The organism is Plebeiibacterium sediminum, assembly GCF_026013605.1.
GTDB lineage: Bacteria > Bacteroidota > Bacteroidia > Bacteroidales > Marinilabiliaceae > Saccharicrinis > Saccharicrinis sediminus.
In genome coordinates, this window is the sequence record NZ_JAPDPJ010000048.1 from 1 (window position 1) to 20,555 (window position 20,555).

Here is a 20,555-nt window from a genome sequence, read left to right on the forward strand (position 1 = left end):
ATAAAAGACAAACCAAAGCATGGTTCATGTTTGCAACTTGGACCTTATTTCACAGACCATAATTATTTGATAAAAAAAAACCACAAGATACAATCATGTGGCTGCTACGCTAAGCAGAGATAACCTTAAGTGTTTAATTATCCCTGTTAAAACTAATTGAACCTTTATTCTCCTGACCTAATTCATAAGAGTAGATATCCCTTAATATATCGGCATATTTTACATACAATACACGTCGTTTTAATTTTAAGGTAGCCGACAATTCTCCTCCCGGAGCAGACCATGGCTCACAAACAATCCTAAACCTTTTAATTTGCTCATGCTGCCCCAACAACTTATTGGTTTTACCAACCTCTTTCTGAAAGATCTTCAGAATATTTTTATCAGTTACTAACTCCTTATTATCCCTAAAGTGAATTTTATGATCGTGGGCCCACATATGCAAATAATCGAAGTTTGGTGAAATTAAAGCACTGGCAAACTTCTCACTCTCACCAACAACCATTGACTGTTCAATAAAAATGGATTCTTTCAGCATATTTTCAATAGCCTGTGGTGCAATATACTTTCCACTCGAAGTTTTAAACATTTCCTTTTTTCTATCTGTAATCTTTAAAAACTTACTATCTACCAATTCACCAATATCTCCGGTATGAAACCAACCATCCTCATCAATAACCTCAGCGGTTAATTCAGGATTTTTATAATATCCTTTCATCACACAAGGACCTTTGGTTAAAATTTCACCATCCTGATCAATTTTAACCTCAATATTTTTTAAAACAGGACCAACTGTCCCTATCTTCAAATTGCCTGGAGATATCGAATAATTTGTGGCAATTACAGGTGATGTTTCTGTTAAACCATAACCTTCCATCAGATGAATGCCTGCAGCAAAAAACAATCTACTTAATCGTGGTTGTAATGCTGCTCCACCCGAAATTACAAACTTTAATTCACCTCCAAAAGAACGCTGCCATTTGCTAAAAACTAATTTACGAGCCAGTTTTAATTGAAGCTTATAAATAAAACTATTATTATTTGCATCGCTGTACTTTTCACCTAAACGCATGGCCCAAAAGAAAATCATCTTTTTAATACCATTCAGATCCTCACCTTTAGATACAATCTTATCATAAATACGTTCTATAACTCTTGGAACTGTTGCAAAGGCATTTACTCGTGCACTTGCCATATCAGAAGCAATTGAACCCAAACTTTCAGCATAATAAATACTACATTCTTTTGCCTGAAAAAGATAGTTTACCATGCGTTCGTAAACATGGCATAGTGGTAAAAAACTTAAAACTCTTGAATTGCGATCTATCTGAAACATCTCCCAAACTCCGGCCACATTATTTAAAAAGTTACCATGAGTCAGCATTACTCCCTTAGGCATTCCTGTAGTCCCGGATGTGTAAATTATAGAAGCTACGTCATCACTATTAACCTCTTGTTTATATTGCTCAAGTGTATTCTTTAGTTTAACCCGATGCTCCTCTCCTAATTTTGATATTTCGTTCCAATTGCTAGCATCCTCTATCACATTGAAAGTATACAAATACTCTATATTCTTATTTAGAGCAACAATCGGTTTAATCTTTTTATACAAAGAAACATCCGAAACAATAACCATTTTTACTTCAGAATGATTGAAAATATAGGAAAATTCTTCTTCACTGATTGTAGGATATATAGGAACATGAATAACTCCAACCATGCTCATTCCCATATCAACAAAATTCCACTCCGGACGATTATTGGAGACTGTTGCAATTTTATCGCCTTTTTTAAATCCCATCTGGATAAGTCCCTTGGCAAAATCTCTGGCATTTCGATTATAATCATCCACACTAAACTTTACCCAACTTCCATTTTTCTTTGCACAAAAAATATCTTGCTTTTGGCTATTCTCTTTTAAGTGACTTAAAATATCAAACGTTCTCTCAAAAGTCATTATCCTATTTTTTTATATTCAGGCTGCACAAAAATCTTACATTTCCACTCACAAATTTTTATCTTATCAACATTATAATGTAATAAGAATACAAACTGCCACATAAAACTGTTAAAGATTAAATCCCTGAAATATTCAACTCCAAACACCTTAGAACAAACTACATAAACAATTTAATAATCTGTTCAAACCGTGCGCAATTTAGTATTTTTTTTAAAATAAACAGTTTGACCAAAAACATTCTCTTTTTACTAACAGTTAATTATTTATATTTATGCTCAAATAAGATCTTTATACAATGAAAAAACTGATAATCATCTCGTTACTTTATTTCTGTATCATTTCAATATATGCCCAGGACACCACAACAGTTTCTTTTGTATTCGTTGGAGATGTAATGGGACATGATACCCAGATTAACAGTGCCTACAATGAAAATACAGGCAAATATGATTATTCCGGTTGCTTTAAATATGTTAGCAATATTTTTGATGATGCTGACTTTACCATAGCCAACCTTGAAGTAACCTTAGCCGGTCCTCCGTTTAAGGGTTACCCCCAGTTCAGCTCACCCGATGCATTAGCTGTTGCCATGAAAGATGCAGGAATTGATGCTATGGTAACCGCTAATAATCACTGTATCGACAGAAGAAAGCAAGGACTAGAAAGAACGATTGATGTTTTAGACAGCTTAAATATTCCTCACACAGGAACTTTCAAGGATAGTTTGGATAAAGAAAATCAAAGAGCTCTAATCCTGGAGAAAAACGGAATTAAGGTGGCTATTTTAAATTATACTTATGGAACTAATGGCATTGCTGTTACTATCCCAAATATTGTGAACTATATTGATGAAGAGGTGATTAAAAACGACATAGAAAAAACAAAAGCGTTTAATCCTGATAAAATTATAGCTTTTGTACACTGGGGGCTTGAATACGAAACTTCTCCTAACCAGGATCAAATAAAAATCAATAAATTATTTAAAGATAACGGAGTAGATGTTGTTATTGGATCTCACCCTCATGTAGTACAACCTATAAAATATACAGAAGATGAATTCGTTGTTTATTCACTTGGTAATTTTATATCGAACCAAAGAACTGCTCCTCGTGATGGTGGTGTAATGGTTAAAGTTGAATTATCTAAAACTAAAAACAGCACTTTTGTAAGTGATGCCGGTTACTACCTAACCTGGGTTTATACACCTAAAATAAACGATAAAAAAGAATTTTATATACTTCCGGTTTCTCCATTTGAAAGAGATGCTTTGTTTATGAACGAAGAAGCAAATAACCGATTAATTGAATACGGAAAGGAAGCCAGAGACATATTCAAAAGCAATGTCAATATATCTGAGTACTTTTTTAATGAGAATTTACCCGGTTGGAATAAGTAAGGTGGTACTTCTCTCTAACCCAAAATTAAGTTAGAGAGAAGAAATATTTTAACTATTTACCAGGTTCTACTTCAAATAAAATCTGATCTTTCATTACTGTTTCCTCAGCCTTTACACTGATACTTTTTACTTTTCCACTAATCGGACTAACGATTTCATTCTGCATCTTCATAGCTTCAAGTATCATAATAGGTTCACCTTTATGTACCTCCTGTCCTTCAGACATTAATACTGCAACTATTTCGCCTGGAAGGGGAGCTTTTATTTTCTCAACTTTCTTACTTGAATTCTTCGAAAGTTTCTCCCTTCTTTTACTTGCATACTCAGTTTCAATAGTAAAATGATAGGTATTACCATTTATCATTACAGAAACTTCATTTTGCTTAAGACTAACCACTTCTCCAACATGTGAGTTCTCATTACAATGAACTACATACTCATCATTTTCCAAAGCCTCAATATCAATGTCGACTTTCCTGTTATTAACCTTATAAATTTCATTATCCTTAACAGCAATATTTACTTTATTTTCACCTGTTAAAGTATATTTTTTTATATGTGATAAAAGTTTCATTTCAATCCAATTTATGAGTGACTACCCGAGGTACTGAATCACACTATTCAGTTTACCTACCCCTTAATTTTTTTACTCATGGCCCAAGGCGATACCTGCTTTCTGCTTAAGTCATCAGAATTAATATTTTCCTGTTCTGTTAAGTACGCTTGCATTGCTAACACAGCTGCAGCCATAAGCTCATTATCTTCCTGAAAATAGTTCTGCTCTAAATCCGTTTCAATAAATGAGGTGGTATATTTTCCTTTAACAAAAGATGGTGTTTGCATTACCTGCTTAAAGAATGGCAATGTAGTTTTTACACCTTTTATGGTTGTACTATTTAGCACTGTTCTACAGTTTTTAATAGCATCACCCCTGGTTTTTCCTGTAATAATCAATTTTGCCACAAGAGAATCAAAACTAGAAACAACAACCTTTCCAGCCTGGTATCCTGAGTCGCAGCGTAAGTACTTTTTATTAGGAATATCCATCTGTTCCACAAGTCCTGTTGATGGTGCAAAACCAGCTTGAACATCTTCTGCATTAACACGCAACTCAATAGCCCAGCCATTTTTAGTGATATCTTCCTGCTTTAAACTAAGCTCTTCTCCACGAGCTACTCTAATTTGTTGCTCAATAATATCAACTCCGGTAATTTCCTCTGTAATCGGATGTTCCACCTGTACACGAGTATTCATTTCCATAAAATAATGATTCAGATCATCATCCAATAAAAACTCTACAGTACCTGCACTATAATAATTTGTAGCCTTACAAATCTTAACCGCATCAGCTCCAATTTTTGCTCTTAACTCATCATTTAAAGCTGCAGATGGTGCTTCTTCCAACAGCTTTTGATGCTTTCGCTGAATACTACACTCCCTCTCATAGAGATGAACAATATTACCATGTTTATCGGCCAATACCTGAAACTCTACGTGCCTTGGATTTTCCACATACTTTTCAATCAACATAGAGTCATTGTCAAAAAGCGACTTTGCTTCGTTTGTGGCCAATTTAAACATTAATGGCAATTCACTCTTTTTACGTACCACGCGCATTCCTTTTCCACCACCTCCGGCAACTGCTTTTAAAATAATAGGATAGCCAATTACTTTAGCGGTTTCCTCGGCTTCCTCAACCGATGTAATAACACCTTCGCTACCCTGCAAAACAGGAATTCCATTTTTCAAAGCCATATCACGGGCCATACCTTTATTACCCATTTGATCAATAGCCTTAGACGAAGGTCCTATAAATACGATATTGTTGCGTTCACATTCTCTAGGTAAAAAAGGATTTTCAGATAAAAACCCATAACCAGGATGAATCGCATCAATTTTATATTCAAGAGCTGTTTCTATTAATTTATCAATGTTGGTATAAACATTAATATAAGTATTGTCTGATACATTTATTACCTCATCGGCAAAATCAAGATGTAATGCATTAGGCTCATGATGCGATAAAAACATGTAAGTTTTTATGCCCATTTCTCTGGCTGTACGAGCAATTCTAATGGCTATTTCACCTCTATTGGCAATCAATATTGAATTAATCTTCATAATATTTCAGATTAGAGATGAGAAGTTTAAAAAAGAACCCCTCACCTTATGTCTCTTAGATATATTTCTTGTTATAACGGAATGTTTCCGTGCTTTCTTGTTGGACTTTGCTCCACCTTATTTTCCAATAAAGCAAATGCATTGATTACTACTTCCCGTGTTTCTGAAGGATCTATAACCTCATCGATATATCCTTTTTCATCAGCAACATAAGGGTTGGCTACATTTTCTTTGTAATCAGCAATCAACTTACGTTTTAGTTCTTCAGGATCATCAGCTTCAAGTAATTCTTTTCTATTTAAAATCTTAACAGCTCCTTCTGGTCCCATTACTGCGACCTCTGCAGTAGGCCATGCAAAATTAAAGTCACCACCCATATTCTTACTATTCATAACAATATAGGCTCCACCATACGCTTTTCTGAGTATTACAGTAATTTTTGGAACAGAAGCCTCAGCAAAGGCATAAAGCAATTTAGCTCCATGCATAATGATGGCATTTTGCTCCTGACTTTTTCCTGGCATAAATCCCGGAACATCCTCTAAAACTAATATTGGAATATTAAATGAATCGCAAAATCTTACAAATCGAGCGGCTTTTTTTGAAGCATCAATATCTAATGTACCTGCCATTATTTTTGGTTGATTCGCCACAATACCAATCACCTGGTTATTTAAACGAGCTAATCCAATAACAATATTTTGGGCATGATTTTCTGCAATTTCAAAAAACGATCCCTTATCAACGATCAGGTTAATAACCTCAACAACATCGTAAGGTTTATTGGGATCGTCCGGCAATAACATGGAAAGCTTCTCTGTTTTACTAGGAGCAATATCTTCGAGAGTTCTCACCGGAGGGTTTTCAACATTATTGGATGGCAGATAGCTTAACAATTTTTTTACACCCATTAAGGTATGTTCCTCATCACTAAATATCATATCTGCAACACCACTCTCTGTTGCGTGTACTTCTGCACCTCCCAGCTCTTCAAAAGTGGTATCTTCATTTAAAACCTCTTTAACAACCTCAGGACCTGTAACAAACATATAAGATGTATCCCTGGTCATAAATCTAAAGTCAGTTAGTGCCGGAGAATATACTGCACCACCAGCAGCTGGCCCCATAATAACAGAAATTTGAGGTATTACTCCTGAGCTTTTTACATTTTGCATAAAAATACCAGCATAACCTGCTAAACTAGCCACACCTTCCTGAATTCTGGCTCCACCAGAATCAATCAGACCAATTATTGGGTGCCCCATCTTAAGGGCCATTTTTTGTACTTTAATAATCTTTTGAGCATGAACAACACCCAAAGATCCTCCCATAAAGTTAAAATCCTGAGCAAAAATAAAAACCTGCCTACCATTTATAGTACCATATCCTACTATAACTCCGTCACCATATGTTTTTTCATCCTCCTTGCCCAGAGGCTTAACAAAAGCATCTATTTCTCTAAAACTACCACTATCCATCAAATACTCTATCCGTTCTCTGGCAGTTAGTTTTCCTTTTGCATGTTGTCTTTGAAAATAAGTATCATCATATTGAGAAAGAAGTCTTTCATTTCTTTCATGAAACCTTTTAAATGGAATTCTATTATCCTTCATGTATTCATTTTTTTACATAAAAAAGCATGGCAAGAAAAGCAATTTTATTGTGATTTTCCACACAAAAATATGTTTTATAACACAAATTAAACCTATCGACGCATTTATTCGACTGACTATTTACTCCTCATATCACTGTATATCTATCAATTAGATTAATATACAATAATTATAAAAGAGAAACAATGTCATTTTATTACCATTACTTTCTTTCTTCAACAAATACTAACAGATATACATTGCAAAAAGTTTAACAGAAAGCAAATTCCATTGAGAAAATAAGAATAATTTGAATTAATTTTGGTTTGGATCGTTAGGGAACTTTGACCATGTTTTAAACATACCACCTAAGCTATTTAGTGTATTTTCCCAAATATCATCAATATTCTCACTCATGATAGCCATATCATCAATTTCTGTAACAATCCACGATTTATCTTTAATTTCCCCTTCAAGCTGACCAGGAGACCAACCTGAATATCCTGCAAAAAACTTCACTTGTTTATAGGTAACTACATCACTATTAATCAGATCTTTTAATTTCTCAAAATCACCTCCCCAATAGATGTTTTCTGTTACTTTAACAGAGCCAGGAAGTATATCTCCTAAAGTATGGATAAAATGAAGTGTATCTGAAGAAACCGGGCCGCCAATAAATAGCTCCCCTTTAAACGAAAGAATATCGTCAATAACCTCATCCGGATAAACATTACTGGCCTTATTTAATACAAAACCAACAGCCCCCTCTTTTCCAAATTCTGTCAGCAAAACAATGGAGCGTCCAAAATATGGTCCTTTTAAGAAAGGCTCAGCAATAAGAATTTTACCCTTTGCCGGTTTAACAACTGGTATATCAAAATCAAATATGTTAAAATCTAATTGCCGCATAAAATTGGGTTTATAAAAACAAATTAATAATTAATTATTTTGAAAAAAAATAAATCACTCAGAATATTACCGAATGCCCAATTTTATGACAGTTTTTGAGTAAACTTTCATATATATTTGCAGTGAACCAATCACAAAAATGACTTATGCTTCTAAAAAGGCTTCTTTTAACCATAGCTATATGTTTTGGTTTTATTTTATCAAATGCTGAAAACAATAAAATTGAAGTTGTTTTTCCAGATATTTTGGTAGAATCTGTTCCATACAAAATTGAGCTTACTACAAATACATCTTTAAATTCAACCGAGTTAATTGCATTAAAAAATAACACTCCACTTCACATAAATCAAGAGGAGAACCAACAATATATTGAAACTTCATTTAAACAGGGAGATCACCTTGAAATTCAATATCAAAATGAAACAGTTTACACTTCAGAACCAAACCCTATTCCCTTATGGTTCTCCATACTCCCTCCATTAATCGCCATTATAATGGCATTAATAACTAAAGAAGTGTTTTCTGCTTTATTCATTGGATTATTGGTTGGAACCACGGTAATCTTTAAATACAAGGGTTTTTCCTTCTTTGTAAGTCTGGGTAAAGGCCTCTTTGCTGTTGTAGATACATATGCACTTCAAGCATTAAACAACCCTGATCATTTATCCATTATCATCTTTTCGATGCTCATTGGAGGAATGGTTGCGCTCATTACAATGAATGGCGGCATGAAAGGAATCGTATATCACCTGGCCAAATATGCAAAGAGTCCAAGATCGGGTCAATTTATTACCTGGTTAATGGGATTAATAATCTTTTTTGATGATTATGCCAACACACTGGTTGTAGGAAATACGATGCGTCCGGTAACTGACAAACTAAAAATATCACGAGAAAAATTGTCATATCTGGTAGACTCCACTTCTGCACCTATTGCTTCTGTTGCATTTATTACAACATGGATTGGAGCTGAACTGAGTTACATCAATGAAGGAATTAATCATTTAGGTATAGATCAATCTGCTTACCAGATTTTTCTTTCTTCTCTGACATATTCATTCTATCCTGTTTTTACCATTGGATTTGTATTAATGTTAATTATTAAAAACAGGGATTTTGGTCCCATGTATAAAATGGAAATAAAAGCCAGAAAAAACGGGATTCATAAATCTTACACTTCTGAAAAAAATGCGCAGATATTAAGTGAGTTTGAGACTTCTGAAAATGTGAAGGCCAGATGGTATAATGCTTTTATTCCGGTAATTGTTGTTGTATTTGGAACAATTATAGGATTATTTTATACAGGTTGGGATGCTGATACCTGGAGTGATACCCATATTAGCTTTACCTCAAAACTCTCTGCAATTATTGGTAATGCGGATTCTTTTAAAGCTCTAATTTGGTCTTCATTAATTGGTGTACTAGTATCTATTGCACTTTCTACAATTCAAAGGGTGTTAACCTTGAAAGAATCAATGGAAGGCCTGGTTAACGGTTTTAAAACCATGTTTAACGCCGTACTTATTTTAATATTAGCATGGAGCATTGCTCTGATTACTGAACATATGCATACCGCGACTTTTATTACAGAAATATTGAGAGTTGTTAAAGTAAGCCCATACTGGATACCTGCCTTAGCTTTTATATTTTCAGGATTTATTGCTTTTAGCACAGGTTCATCATGGGGTACAATGGCCATTATTTATCCATTAATTTTACCTGCATGTTGGAAAATATGTATAGAATATGGTTTTAGTGCCGATCAAACATTTCCCATTTTTTACAATGTTGTTTCCACGGTTTTAGCTGGATCCGTCCTGGGCGACCACTGCTCTCCTATTTCCGACACAACTATATTAAGTTCTTTGGCAAGTTCTTGTAATCATCTTAACCACGTTAAAACTCAGATGCCATATGCATTACTGGTTGGAGTTGTATCACTTTGCATTGGTACGATTCCGGGAGCATTTGGTATACCTACATGGAGCTTATTTATTGTTGGATTCCTAATTCTTTATTTGATTATTGTAAAAATAGGAAAGAAAGTAGAAGTGTAAAAGTCAATATACCCTGTGATGCCTCATTACACAGGGTACATGATTTTTTAATTAGCTATTTGCACTTAACAAATTTTCGCACCTCAGTTTTTCCTTTTTGATCCGTAATCTTTATCATGTAAATACCTGAATTAATATCACTTATAGGTAAAACAATTTTATCTTGAAAAACATCCTTTTTACTTAAAATGAGTTTTCCTGAAAGATCATAAACGCTAATATCTTTGATTTGATTTTTGCATTGAATTGTAAGTTGGTTAATGCATGGATTAGGGGCAATGGAAACCAATTGTTCTGACTTAAACCTAATATCAGTATTATTCCCTGCAGAAGTTGCTTTAATTTGAATGTTATCAATAGCAATTTCATCTCTTGATCCATCACCACTCACATCGTCACTTATCCATTTTAAATAAGCATTTTCTGTATCTGAAATTTGAATCGTGAATGTTGTTGTTTGTGTTTTCTTTGTCCAGATAACAGATTCATCAGCGGCCTCTGCAGTTGAATAATCCAATTCAGGAATTGGCACATAGGTTACATTATCCGTTGAATACAAAAAATTAAAACTGTTACTTCTGCCCTGATCATTATAAATCCATATATCATATAGAACAGACAATTCTGCGATTGTATTACCCGTTTGATTAGATACCTTAAGAATGATTGCACCTTCAGACAGATCTCCGCCTGTAGGCTGCATTCCCAAAGCATAATTATTTTCTTCTACTTCACAGGCATATATACCTCCTGTCGTTTTTCCGCCAGTTGAAGAACCTCTGGCAAAATCGCCATCTGGTTTTTCATCCCCAAAGTTCATTTCTCCGTCAGAACACCCTGTAATAATAATTCCATCGGAATCTAACTGACCGATTTGGGGATCAGAAGAAAATCCGGAGGCATTGAGAACTCCATTATTTACACCGACAATACTTGACTCAAAGTCGATGATGTAATTTGTATTGACACTAACAATACTTAATTGTGCATTTATACCAATACACACAAAGAAAGGCACTAAAAAAAGTAGCTTTTTCATGATAAAAATTTTAAAAAAATAAACTAGAAATACTTTGTGGTATTGAACAGGAAGTAAGGCTAGTTTAGAGTTTTTGGTTATTAATTAATTAAAAAACTAATCTCTTATATCTGAGATTCTTAGACTAAGATAATGAACATATCAGTTAAATGCAAATATTTCTTAAGACAAATAAATATTTTCCTAAAACTTAACCCACAATATTCCAGATTACTACATTCCGTTTCTTCATTAAAAAGAAACTATTCTCCTTCTCCCCAACATAAATTCTTGAGTTCTGCTAATTCTTGCTTTATAGAATAATTATATTCTCCGTTATTAAGTTCTTCAGCTTTCTGGAAGTAAAGTTTTGCATCTGAAATAGATTTCTGATGAAGGAATATCTTTGTTGCATATAGAGCAGAATAAGGCGCAAAATATCTTTTACTATCCTTTCCTAAGTCAACGCATGCTTTAAAGTGATATAGTGCCTTATTTTCATTATTTAAATACTGAAAACAACGACCTAAACGATAATGATATTCTATTAAATTTTCTGTGGAATTTATATTTTCTCTTACAGATAATAGAACGGTACTTGCAATTTCATATGCTCCTTTATCAAATAACAATCTGGCTTTTAATAAAGAAAGATCAGGGATAACATTTAAGTCATTTTCAAACTTTGCCTGTTTATCTTCGGAAGTTGGATAATCATCCATTACAAGAATAGAATCCTGGTATTGTTGATATCTGATCGTATCACCGTTTAGAAGATAATGCCAGGATAGATAACGGAAGGCATCCGCTTTAAATTGATTACTTTTTTCCAGCTTCAAGAATTGCTTTAGGATAGGTTCTGCTGTGTCGGATAGTGATTGAACCATATATTTTCCCTGTAAATAAATAAGAATTGGAAAGTCAGACTTACTTTTTAAAATATTGAGGCATAATAGGGGCTGATGAATCTTATTTGCACAACGCAGCATTAGGGATTGTATCAATTCAGGTAAATCTGTAGAGGAATTGTTTTGAATAAATTTCTCAATCTGAGACTCATCTTTGGCAAATTTTAAATATGAAAAACCTAAATAAATAAGCGCTTCCATATAGTCTCCATGATGATCCGACTGAAGTTGTAGATATTTTTCCAAATCGACAAAACCTTTTTTTGTATCTCCACTAAATCCAACCCAACCGGCCATTTGTGAATAAGGGTTTGGTAGATTTCCTATCAACAAATTAAAGATTCCACTCAACTTAAGATTATAATGATTTCCTACGTCCGCTCCTTCGCAATCTTTCCAATAACTATAGGCTTTTGTAAAGTATGATATGGCTCGAAACGAATGTTCATTTTGATACTCTATGATACCTCTTTGAAGATATAGCTCCGACAGTAGGTATAAATTATAAAGCTTACTGTAATTGTTTTCTTTTAATAGATCTATATCATGATTAAAAACAGAAGCATACTCATCAAAACTAATACTGTGCGCTACAATATTCTGTATAAAAGACTGATATATATTTAAATATGCGTTTTGAGATTGATCAGAAATTTTTTGGAGGGATGAATCTGATTTTTCAAAATCCAAATCAAAAAAATACTGTTTCACCTCTTCCATAGCACTCCTATTTTGTTGAGACATTAAACTCAACGTGCAATGTAAAAGGGAAATAGATAAAAATATATATAAAGAAAACTTCTTCATAAAAGAAAAGGCCACTTCATATGAAGCAGCCTTAATATATCGTTAAAATAACTCTAACTATTCAGCAGGTTGATCCATCTCATCATCAACAAGAATACGTCCGCAATATTCACAAACGATTACTTTTTTACGAGATTTAATATCTAATTGTCTTTGAGGTGGAATTTTATTAAAGCAACCACCACAAGCATCACGCTCAACAGTTACCACTGCTAAACCATTAATTGCATTTGAACGGATACGTTTGAAAGCTGTTAATAAACGCTCATCAATAGTACTTTCAATATGAGCAATTTTATCAATCATCTTTTCTTCGTCAACCTGAGTTTCGTTTACAATCTCAGTAAGTTCTTTCTTTTTAGCAACAAGGTCAGCTTTTCTATCTTCAAGCAATTGTTTTGATGATTCAATTACATTTTGCTTATTGCTTAGCTCTGCTGCAAACTCTTTAATTCTTTTTTCACTTAATTCAATTTCAAGTTTCTGAAATTCAATTTCTTTAGATAAAGAATCAAATTCGCGGTTATTGCGAACATTCATTTGCTGAGCTTCATATTTTTTAATTAAAACTCCAGATTCTTTAATCTCATTTTTCTTAGCTGCTATAGAATCATTTAAAGTTTTAACTTCGCCTTCATAATTGGAAATACGAGTATCAAGACCTTCAATTTCGTCTTCCAAATCCTGCACCTCAAGTGGTAACTCTCCTCTTAGAGTTCTAATCTTGTCTACTTCAGTTGCCACTTTTTGTAAGTCGTATAATGCCTTTAACTTTTCTTCTACAGACATCTCAGCGTTTTTATTTGTTGTTGCCATTCTGCTACAAATATTTAATAGGATTTGTATTTACTTTCGATAAACGAACCGCAAAATTAGGTATTTTTTTTGTAAGTATCTCAAAAAAAACTTCTTTAGTAAACTGTTCACTTTCAAAATGCCCAATATCTGCAATTATTATTTCATTTTCAGCATCAAAAAACTGATGATATTTAAAGTCTCCGGTAATAAAAATGTCAGCTCCCACAGCTTTTGCTTTACCTAACAAAAAGCTTCCTGAGCCTCCACATACTGCTACTTTTTTAATTGGTTTATTTAAAATATTTGTAAACTTCAAACTTCCACAACCAAATATTTCTTTAACCCGCTTTAAAAAACTCATTTCATCTTCGGGAGATTCTAATTCTCCATACATTCCGGAACCTGCCTCCAACCATTGGTTCGACAGAGGATAAATATCGTATGCCACCTCTTCATATGGATGAGATTGGATGAGTGCATTAACCACTTTACCTTTTAAATAGGAAGGAAAAATAGTTTCAACTCTGATCTCTTTTTCAATGTGTAATTCCCCAACTTCACCTACAAAAGGATTGGCACCTTCATTGGCTCTAAAAGTTCCTTCACCTGTTGCATTAAAACTACATGAATCATAATTTCCAATATGACCTGCTCCTGCATTAAAAATTGCATTTCTTACTACTTCTGCATGATCATCAGGAACAAATGTGACAAGTTTTAAGAGGTTCCCATTTTTAGGGTCTAATATTTTGCAGTTGGTTAAACCAAGCTTTTCACATATTTTCCCATTTACTCCGTTTATTACGCTATCTGCATTGGTATGACTGGAATAAATGGCAATTTTATTTTGGATGGCTTTAATAACACATCGCTCTACATAATTATTTCCATTAAACCTTTTTATGCCTCCCATCACAACCGGGTGATGAGAAACAATCATATTATATCCAAGCTCAATAGCCTCATCAATCACTTCCTCAGTAACATCCAATGTGATTAAAACACCAGAAACTTCATCATTATTATTTCCGATAATTAATCCGGCATTATCATAACTTTCCTGCAGTGCAGGTGGAGCAAACTCCTCAAGTATTTGAGTTATTTGTTTTATTTGCATTAATATAAATTACTTAAAATTACGAACAAGTTAAAATAATTCAACCAAGTCTATTCTTCGCTATCAACATCAGCTCCTAAACTCTCTTTCATCTCCAGAAGCATTGATTTAATATCTTTTAGCTTAGAAACCACTTCAAAATTATTCACAGTATCATCATGATTATCCTGAAGTTTTTTCTGAGCTCCCTTCAATGTCATGCCTTTTTCTTTTACCAGATGAAAAATTAAATGAAAATTGTCCACATCGGTAGGAGTAAATAGTCTATTTCCTTTTTTATTTTTAAATGGCTTGATAATATCAAACTCCTTTTCCCAGAATCTAATTAAAGAAGTATTTACTTTAAACATCTCTGCTACTTCTCCAATTGTGTAGTATAACTTCTCTATTTTCGGTTCTTTATATGGCATTGTAATATAATTAGTAGTATACAATATTAAGATATTTGTTTGAAATGTCCATAGTCAAAAAGGCAAACTTTAGATAGTACAACAAAACTAAAATGAAATTAGCTTATGAATAATTAAAAATATATCAAATGCCTGCTTTAAATAAACAACTGCGGTTCTTATATTTGCGATATGAAGAACTTATTATTTTTGGCAGCACTTATTTGTTTAAACAGCCTATTAAAAGCTCAAACATCTAACGATGAATATGTTTCATTTATAGGTGTTGGTGATATGATGTTAGGTACAGATTTTCCTAAAAAAGAATATTTGCCTCCTAACAACGATCCTCGTCCTTATATTTCAGAAGCTATTCCATTTCTGCAGGATGCCGATGTAACTTTTGGTAATCTTGAGGGATGTTTTCTTGATGAAGGACCCGTTGTTAAACAATGCAAAGACACCACCAAATGCTACGCTTTTAAAATGCCGGAGATTTATGCGCCCATATTTAAGGAAGCGGGATTTGATCTTTTAAACCTGGCCAATAATCACATCCGGGATTTTGGTAGTGCAGGTTTGGAATCCACAAAATACCATTTAAACCAGTTAGATTTAAACTGGGCCGGATTACTTGAAAAACCTACAGATACATTAACAGTAAAAGGTGTAAAAATTGGTTTAGCGGCCTTTTCTCCCAATACAGGAACTGTAGATATTAACGACATTCCCAATGCCATCAGCATTGTTACTGAACTAAAAAAACAATGTGATATTGTAATTGTATCTTTCCACGGAGGAGCTGAAGGTGCGAAACATCAACACATAACACGTGAAAAAGAAGTTTTTTATGGAGAAAACAGAAGTAATGTATATGAATTTGCGCATACGATGATTGATGCCGGTGCTGATATTATTTTCGGTCATGGACCACATGTATGCAGGGCTATTGAAATATATAAAAACCGATTTATTGCATACAGTATGGGTAACTTTGCTACTTATTCGCGCTTTAATTTAGCCGCACCCAACAACCTTACTCCTATTGTTAAAGTTTTTACAAACCATAAAGGAGAATTTATCAAAGGTCAGATCATTCCATTCAAGCAAGTAAAAAATGTTGCATTAACCTACGATCATAGTAATGCTGTTATATATAAAATCAAAGACCTTACAACTATTGATTTTCCTGAACTAAAAGATCGATTAATGTTTGAAAACAACGGATGTTTTAGTATGCCTTTTGAAAGAAAAATGACACCAAGAGGAATTGTAAGATCTGATATTAAAATTGATGGAAATAATTTGCCTCTTGTCGTAAACTAACGCGTTGTTTAATTTACCGGTATTTTGAATGTCAAATATAGATATACAAGTTGATGATGCATTGATTTTTTATACCTTTGCTCCTGATCTGAATCAACTATATTTAAACAAAAAATAGTTGAATAATAAAAAGATTAAGATGAAACAAGCCATAAGAACAGATTCTCAAAGAAGAAAATGATTATATCAGGCGAATTCCTTGTAACCATAAAAATCAAATTATTAACAGATGAAATTTCCAACTATAAACGTACCGCCCATACTAAGAAACAAATATATTCTTACTTTAATTGTATTTGGTATTTGGGTAGGATTTTTTGATCAAAATAATTTATGGGACAGAGCTAAACTTTCATCAAGAATCAAACAATTAGAAAAACAGAAAAATCACTACGAGGTTGAGATTGAACAAAACCAACGTAAACTGAAGGAGATTGACGAAAGCCCCGAAAGTCTTGAAAAATTTGCCAGGGAACAATATTTGATGAAAAAGAAGAACGAAGATATTTTTGTAATTGTAGAAGAAGATAACGAATAATGAATATATATAAATCACTTAGCTACGCCTATTACCTGGGCATGATATGTCTTATTTTAGGTATATTTTTAAAACTTAACAACTCTGAAATAGCATTTCCGCTTTTAATTCTTGGATATGTCCCTTTTCTTGGCATTCGCTTGTTTAACTTTTTAAAAGGTAAGCAAAGTAACAAGAGGTTAAATGGTATATTAACAGTAAGTGCATTATTTCTGGGAGTAGGAATCCTGGCAATCTTGTTCAACAGAAGCTATTGGATCATTGCAATAGTAATTACTGCTGTATTAGATTTTTATGTAAGTTTCAGAAAATACGTTTAACAATTCCTTTGTTAATTCTCCCCTTTCTGAATTTCCCTGAATTTTAATAAAAGCTCACGTTCTTCGAAAAAATCATCTGTATTATACTGCATATATTCTAATAATTCAATTGCAGCATCAAATACAGGTATTTTTCCGATGAAATGTTCATGTGTATAGTTAAGGTATTTTACCAGCTTAAATGCATTAAAAACATGGTAAAATCGTTTTTTAAAGGCCTCTACATTTGAACAGTTCTCAGAAAGGTTATTAATTTCTTCCCAAAACGAGGAATTCAGAAGAAAACTCCTGACTCTTCCCGGCAGTTCCAGTATCTTACTTTGATATTCTTCTTCTGATATTGCATAGTATTCTTCAACAGAATCAAAAAGTACTTTCAAATCGAAAAAAGAGGTTGGATTATAAGTGCTATAGTCTTCCTCATCTGTTACAATATTTTTTATTGAAGGGCCGGTACCAAAAGGCACTCGTTCTGATATTCTTGAAGACGGTTTAACTATGGTTGAATTTAATTCTCCATAACCACCCATCTGAACTAGTTTTTGGATAAAATAAAATTCTTCTCCTCCTTGGCGCCTGTTCATTCCTCCTACTTTAACATAGGCATTAGCATGAACGGCAAAACAAGAACCAACAGTATGATATGCATAAGGAAATCCTATTACTTTTAATGCCGAAACATAGTAGCGTAAGTACAATTCGTACTGAGTCACTGCTTGGTAAATCTCTTCATCAAACTCATCTCCTTCTATAGGATGTTCATAGTAAATAGAACAGGCTTTTCGTTTATGCGAACGATTAAACCAATGATATATTTCTGTAAAATAATTCTCCTCAACCATAGTATCTGCATCTAACGATACTATGATACCATTATCATTGCTATGATCAAAAAAATGCTGTATAGCCAAATCCATCCCAATTTTACGGGCTAATCCTGCTCCAAAATGCTTTCTGGGTAAGTCAAATGCCTTAACGGTATAAAAGCTCAAATGCTCATTATTAAATGCAGTACTATAAGCATCAAGTTCAACAATGGTTTGTTCTTGTGTTACAATTATATCTTCTGCTGCATTAACACCGGCATTTACTACCAAAACCACTGCAACATGTTTAGGTATTGGATTACATTTCTTCAATGAATCCAAAGTCTTACAAATATCCTTTTCAAGAAATACGGGAATAACAACGACTAAATCTGATTCTTTAATGCTTTTGGAATCAAACTTTGTAAAAGGAGTATGTCTTTCTAGATATTTTGAAAATAATGGATTCATGTTCTTAAAATTCATAAAAAAAGGCAGAAATCACAAGGATTCTGCCCATATAATATTATAATCTTAAATTTTCTACTTATTTGCTTTTTCCTGCCTCATATCTGGCATTTAAAGCATCTGCAATTTCCTGAGTGATATTAATTCCAGGAGCACTGTAAAGTACGTTATCACCTAAAGTATTACTTAAGATAAGTTTGTATTTACCATCTTTATTAAATTCTTCAAGGTAAGAAGATAAAGTATCTCTTAACTGACGATTTAACTTTTCCTGTTCCACCATTAATTCATTTGACAACTTAGCATTTAAACCTTGTAGTTCCTGGTCTTTAGCCATCAAATTCTTTTGTTCCTGCTCAGCTCTCTCTCTTGATAAAAACCCATTATTTTGAACTTTTCTCTGGAATTCAGCCATTTGAGTTTGTAATTTTTTTGCCTGCTCATTAAAATCAGTACGAGATTTTTCTTCTTTCTTCAATAACTCTTCTTGAAGATATATGGCGAATTGATACTGGCGTAATAAAGAATCGGTGTCAATATATGCTATAGGAAACACATCTCCTTTACTTATGGATCCATTACCCGCGGGAGTGTCAACATATGCACCTGTTCCAGCTTTTTCATTGCACCCAACTAATAAAAGCGAACTCAATCCTGCTAAAAAAACTAAATTAACTACCAGTAAAAATCTTTTCATCTGTTTAAATTTTTCATTTCTCCACATATATACGAATCATCTTTACATTATTCAAAATGATTCATTTATACATTATTAATACTTAATGGGACACTAATAATTTTAATCAAACTACAAAGTTCTCCTTCAAATTGAAGTAAGGTCTTTGCCTAATTGGACAACAAATATAAATTAATAACAAATATTTAAAAATAATTTTTGCGTTTTTTGTGATACATTAGCATATAAAGTTCAAAAATATGACTTTGCTAGAATATTCTTCTGGATCTGCCTCTGTATTTGCTACGCGATGGACCAGCATTCCAATAACCTGGTTGTGAACAAGGTATTGCATTCCTGTTAATTCTTGGTTTATTGGATGATGGGATGGTATATAAAATAGATATTTCATGCGCACCACCAGTATTTCCTGCTAAATCTGAAAGTGTTAAATCGTATGAATAACCTACCCTTGTTCGTCCTAAATGAATTCCGAATAATGCAATTATCGCATCGTTATTTGAGAGCTGTTCCTTATTTTTGGTTGGAATACCTCTATACCATAACCCTAATTCTAATGGATTATATTGCCAATAAGCACCAAAATCCAACTGACTAAAATAATCCTGTTGTCTATAGTTAAAAGCAAAAGTTACACTTTGATCCGGACTTTTTCTGCGACCTTCTTTATAAACCCATTTATACCCTCCGAATAAAGTAATTTTAGTTCCATCTACAGGTAAAATTTCACTAAAGCTTTTACTATTTTTCACTAAATGATCTACTGAAATACCTGCCCAATATAAGTTACTGTAAATCATTACAGATGCTGCTGCATCAAATTTATTTAATTGATTATCTGCTAACGAAATACCAGTATAATCTACTGGTCTCCCTGTATTTTCATCAATTCCTCTTTCAAATAAAGTTTTTGATAAATCAATAAAAGACTGGTTAAATTTAAATTGTATACCAGGACGGATCATAATATTTCTGGATACATATACTTCATAGGCATATAACAATCCTATATTTTGATTCACTAATGCCCCTTTTTGCTGATCATCTCTAACATATAGAAAACCTAATCCACTATTATAGTCTGCAAAATAATGATCAAAAGACACAGACATAGATCGGTATGTTTGTGGTATACTTGGCCATTGATCTCTGTAGTTAATTGCCAATCTACTCCCCTCTGTTAATCCTGTAAAAGAAGGACTTAAATAAAGTGGAGAAGCATAATTTTGAGAAAACGATACATCTTGAGCTCTACTTATTGAAGCAAAAAGTATTAACAAAAATGTAATGCATAAATATTTCAAAGTATATTTTCTCATTATGATTGT

General features: G+C 33.2%; 18 protein-coding genes. 5 read left to right on the forward strand and 13 right to left on the reverse strand.

Annotated elements, in window-relative coordinates; translation table 11 throughout:
* Positions 1–133: 133 nt before the first annotated feature.
* On the reverse strand, positions 134–1,957 hold the full coding sequence (locus OM075_RS17410) for an AMP-dependent synthetase/ligase (RefSeq protein ID WP_301191813.1): 1,824 nt from the start codon (positions 1,955–1,957) through the stop codon (positions 134–136).
* 298 nt (positions 1,958–2,255) lie between these two features.
* Here OM075_RS17410 and OM075_RS17415 point away from each other — a divergent pair, with 298 nt between their 5' ends.
* The gene (locus tag OM075_RS17415; RefSeq protein WP_301191814.1) at positions 2,256–3,356 is read left to right on the forward strand and encodes a CapA family protein; all 1,101 of its coding nucleotides are present in this window, start codon (positions 2,256–2,258) and stop codon (positions 3,354–3,356) included.
* 52 nt (positions 3,357–3,408) lie between these two features.
* Here OM075_RS17415 and OM075_RS17420 read toward each other — a convergent pair whose 3' ends face one another.
* The 4 genes from OM075_RS17420 to OM075_RS17435 form a co-directional block, all read right to left on the reverse strand.
* The gene (locus tag OM075_RS17420; protein ID WP_301191815.1) at positions 3,409–3,930 is read right to left on the reverse strand and encodes an acyl-CoA carboxylase biotin carboxyl carrier protein subunit; all 522 of its coding nucleotides are present in this window, start codon (positions 3,928–3,930) and stop codon (positions 3,409–3,411) included.
* Between the two features lie 56 nt (positions 3,931–3,986).
* Entirely contained in the window at positions 3,987–5,477 is a 1,491-nt protein-coding gene (locus tag OM075_RS17425; RefSeq protein WP_301191816.1) for an acetyl-CoA carboxylase biotin carboxylase subunit, read from the reverse strand.
* A gap of 71 nt (positions 5,478–5,548) precedes the next feature.
* Complete coding sequence (locus OM075_RS17430) at positions 5,549–7,090, reverse strand: acyl-CoA carboxylase subunit beta (RefSeq protein WP_301191817.1); 1,542 nt, start codon at positions 7,088–7,090, stop codon at positions 5,549–5,551.
* Between the two features lie 294 nt (positions 7,091–7,384).
* Positions 7,385–7,978, reverse strand: a complete 594-nt coding sequence (locus OM075_RS17435) for a YqgE/AlgH family protein (protein WP_301191818.1) — start codon at positions 7,976–7,978, stop codon at positions 7,385–7,387.
* A 146-nt stretch (positions 7,979–8,124) separates the two neighbouring features.
* Between OM075_RS17435 and OM075_RS17440 the strand changes: the two genes are divergently transcribed.
* Positions 8,125–10,035, forward strand: coding sequence for a Na+/H+ antiporter NhaC family protein (locus OM075_RS17440; protein WP_301191819.1), 1,911 nt, complete (start codon positions 8,125–8,127; stop codon positions 10,033–10,035).
* A 55-nt stretch (positions 10,036–10,090) separates the two neighbouring features.
* On the opposite strand, the gene OM075_RS17445 is transcribed toward OM075_RS17440, so the two are convergent.
* The 5 genes from OM075_RS17445 to OM075_RS17465 form a co-directional block, all read right to left on the reverse strand.
* Positions 10,091–11,074, reverse strand: a complete 984-nt coding sequence (locus OM075_RS17445; protein WP_301191820.1) for a T9SS type A sorting domain-containing protein — start codon at positions 11,072–11,074, stop codon at positions 10,091–10,093.
* Between the two features lie 242 nt (positions 11,075–11,316).
* Positions 11,317–12,681: a Rossmann-fold NAD(P)-binding domain-containing protein gene (locus tag OM075_RS17450; protein WP_301191821.1), complete on the reverse strand. Its 1,365-nt coding sequence runs from the start codon at positions 12,679–12,681 to the stop codon at positions 11,317–11,319.
* Between the two features lie 144 nt (positions 12,682–12,825).
* Positions 12,826–13,584, reverse strand: coding sequence for a zinc ribbon domain-containing protein (locus OM075_RS17455; RefSeq protein ID WP_301191822.1), 759 nt, complete (start codon positions 13,582–13,584; stop codon positions 12,826–12,828).
* Positions 13,585–13,588: 4 nt separating this feature from the next.
* Positions 13,589–14,683: a Nif3-like dinuclear metal center hexameric protein gene (locus OM075_RS17460; protein WP_301191823.1), complete on the reverse strand. Its 1,095-nt coding sequence runs from the start codon at positions 14,681–14,683 to the stop codon at positions 13,589–13,591.
* A 50-nt stretch (positions 14,684–14,733) separates the two neighbouring features.
* Positions 14,734–15,093: a MerR family transcriptional regulator gene (locus OM075_RS17465; protein WP_301191824.1), complete on the reverse strand. Its 360-nt coding sequence runs from the start codon at positions 15,091–15,093 to the stop codon at positions 14,734–14,736.
* Positions 15,094–15,264: 171 nt separating this feature from the next.
* Between OM075_RS17465 and OM075_RS17470 the strand changes: the two genes are divergently transcribed.
* The 3 genes from OM075_RS17470 to OM075_RS17480 all read left to right on the forward strand — a co-directional run bounded on the left by OM075_RS17470 (position 15,265) and on the right by OM075_RS17480 (position 17,256).
* Positions 15,265–16,398 carry a CapA family protein gene (locus OM075_RS17470; RefSeq protein WP_301191825.1) on the forward strand — a complete coding sequence of 378 codons (1,134 nt, stop codon included), beginning with the start codon at positions 15,265–15,267 and terminating at the stop codon, positions 16,396–16,398.
* Between the two features lie 229 nt (positions 16,399–16,627).
* Positions 16,628–16,936, forward strand: a complete 309-nt coding sequence (locus OM075_RS17475) for an FtsB family cell division protein (protein WP_301191826.1) — start codon at positions 16,628–16,630, stop codon at positions 16,934–16,936.
* Complete coding sequence (locus tag OM075_RS17480; RefSeq protein ID WP_301191827.1) at positions 16,936–17,256, forward strand: hypothetical protein; 321 nt, start codon at positions 16,936–16,938, stop codon at positions 17,254–17,256. Before OM075_RS17475 ends, OM075_RS17480 begins: the two co-directional genes overlap by 1 nt.
* An 11-nt stretch (positions 17,257–17,267) precedes the next feature.
* Here OM075_RS17480 and OM075_RS17485 read toward each other — a convergent pair whose 3' ends face one another.
* The 3 genes from OM075_RS17485 to OM075_RS17495 all read right to left on the reverse strand — a co-directional run bounded on the left by OM075_RS17485 (position 17,268) and on the right by OM075_RS17495 (position 20,546).
* Positions 17,268–18,533, reverse strand: coding sequence for a glycosyltransferase family 2 protein (locus tag OM075_RS17485; RefSeq protein WP_301191828.1), 1,266 nt, complete (start codon positions 18,531–18,533; stop codon positions 17,268–17,270).
* A 76-nt stretch (positions 18,534–18,609) separates the two neighbouring features.
* On the reverse strand, positions 18,610–19,227 hold the full coding sequence (locus OM075_RS17490; RefSeq protein WP_301191829.1) for an OmpH/Skp family outer membrane protein: 618 nt from the start codon (positions 19,225–19,227) through the stop codon (positions 18,610–18,612).
* 248 nt (positions 19,228–19,475) lie between these two features.
* Positions 19,476–20,546 carry a PorP/SprF family type IX secretion system membrane protein gene (locus tag OM075_RS17495; protein WP_301191830.1) on the reverse strand — a complete coding sequence of 357 codons (1,071 nt, stop codon included), beginning with the start codon at positions 20,544–20,546 and terminating at the stop codon, positions 19,476–19,478.
* Between the last annotated feature and the right edge of the window lie 9 nt (positions 20,547–20,555).

Excerpts from the sequence above, each read along its gene's own strand:
- OM075_RS17455 (WP_301191822.1), bottom strand. The coding sequence starts at position 13,584 with ATGGCAACAACAAATAAAAACGCTGAGATGTCTGTAGAAGAAAAGTTA.
- OM075_RS17420 (WP_301191815.1), bottom strand. The coding sequence starts at position 3,930 with ATGAAACTTTTATCACATATAAAAAAATATACTTTAACAGGTGAAAAT.
- OM075_RS17495 (WP_301191830.1), bottom strand. The coding sequence starts at position 20,546 with ATGAGAAAATATACTTTGAAATATTTATGCATTACATTTTTGTTAATA.
- OM075_RS17470 (WP_301191825.1), top strand. The coding sequence starts at position 15,265 with ATGAAGAACTTATTATTTTTGGCAGCACTTATTTGTTTAAACAGCCTA.
- OM075_RS17410 (WP_301191813.1), bottom strand. The coding sequence starts at position 1,957 with ATGACTTTTGAGAGAACGTTTGATATTTTAAGTCACTTAAAAGAGAAT.
- OM075_RS17425 (WP_301191816.1), bottom strand. The coding sequence starts at position 5,477 with ATGAAGATTAATTCAATATTGATTGCCAATAGAGGTGAAATAGCCATT.
- OM075_RS17460 (WP_301191823.1), bottom strand. The coding sequence starts at position 14,683 with ATGCAAATAAAACAAATAACTCAAATACTTGAGGAGTTTGCTCCACCT.
- OM075_RS17475 (WP_301191826.1), top strand. The coding sequence starts at position 16,628 with ATGAAATTTCCAACTATAAACGTACCGCCCATACTAAGAAACAAATAT.
- OM075_RS17450 (WP_301191821.1), bottom strand. The coding sequence starts at position 12,681 with ATGGAAGAGGTGAAACAGTATTTTTTTGATTTGGATTTTGAAAAATCA.
- OM075_RS17445 (WP_301191820.1), bottom strand. The coding sequence starts at position 11,074 with ATGAAAAAGCTACTTTTTTTAGTGCCTTTCTTTGTGTGTATTGGTATA.
- OM075_RS17480 (WP_301191827.1), top strand. The coding sequence starts at position 16,936 with ATGAATATATATAAATCACTTAGCTACGCCTATTACCTGGGCATGATA.
- OM075_RS17465 (WP_301191824.1), bottom strand. The coding sequence starts at position 15,093 with ATGCCATATAAAGAACCGAAAATAGAGAAGTTATACTACACAATTGGA.
- OM075_RS17485 (WP_301191828.1), bottom strand. The coding sequence starts at position 18,533 with ATGAATCCATTATTTTCAAAATATCTAGAAAGACATACTCCTTTTACA.
- OM075_RS17435 (WP_301191818.1), bottom strand. The coding sequence starts at position 7,978 with ATGCGGCAATTAGATTTTAACATATTTGATTTTGATATACCAGTTGTT.
- OM075_RS17415 (WP_301191814.1), top strand. The coding sequence starts at position 2,256 with ATGAAAAAACTGATAATCATCTCGTTACTTTATTTCTGTATCATTTCA.
- OM075_RS17440 (WP_301191819.1), top strand. The coding sequence starts at position 8,125 with ATGCTTCTAAAAAGGCTTCTTTTAACCATAGCTATATGTTTTGGTTTT.
- OM075_RS17430 (WP_301191817.1), bottom strand. The coding sequence starts at position 7,090 with ATGAAGGATAATAGAATTCCATTTAAAAGGTTTCATGAAAGAAATGAA.
- OM075_RS17490 (WP_301191829.1), bottom strand. The coding sequence starts at position 19,227 with ATGAAAAGATTTTTACTGGTAGTTAATTTAGTTTTTTTAGCAGGATTG.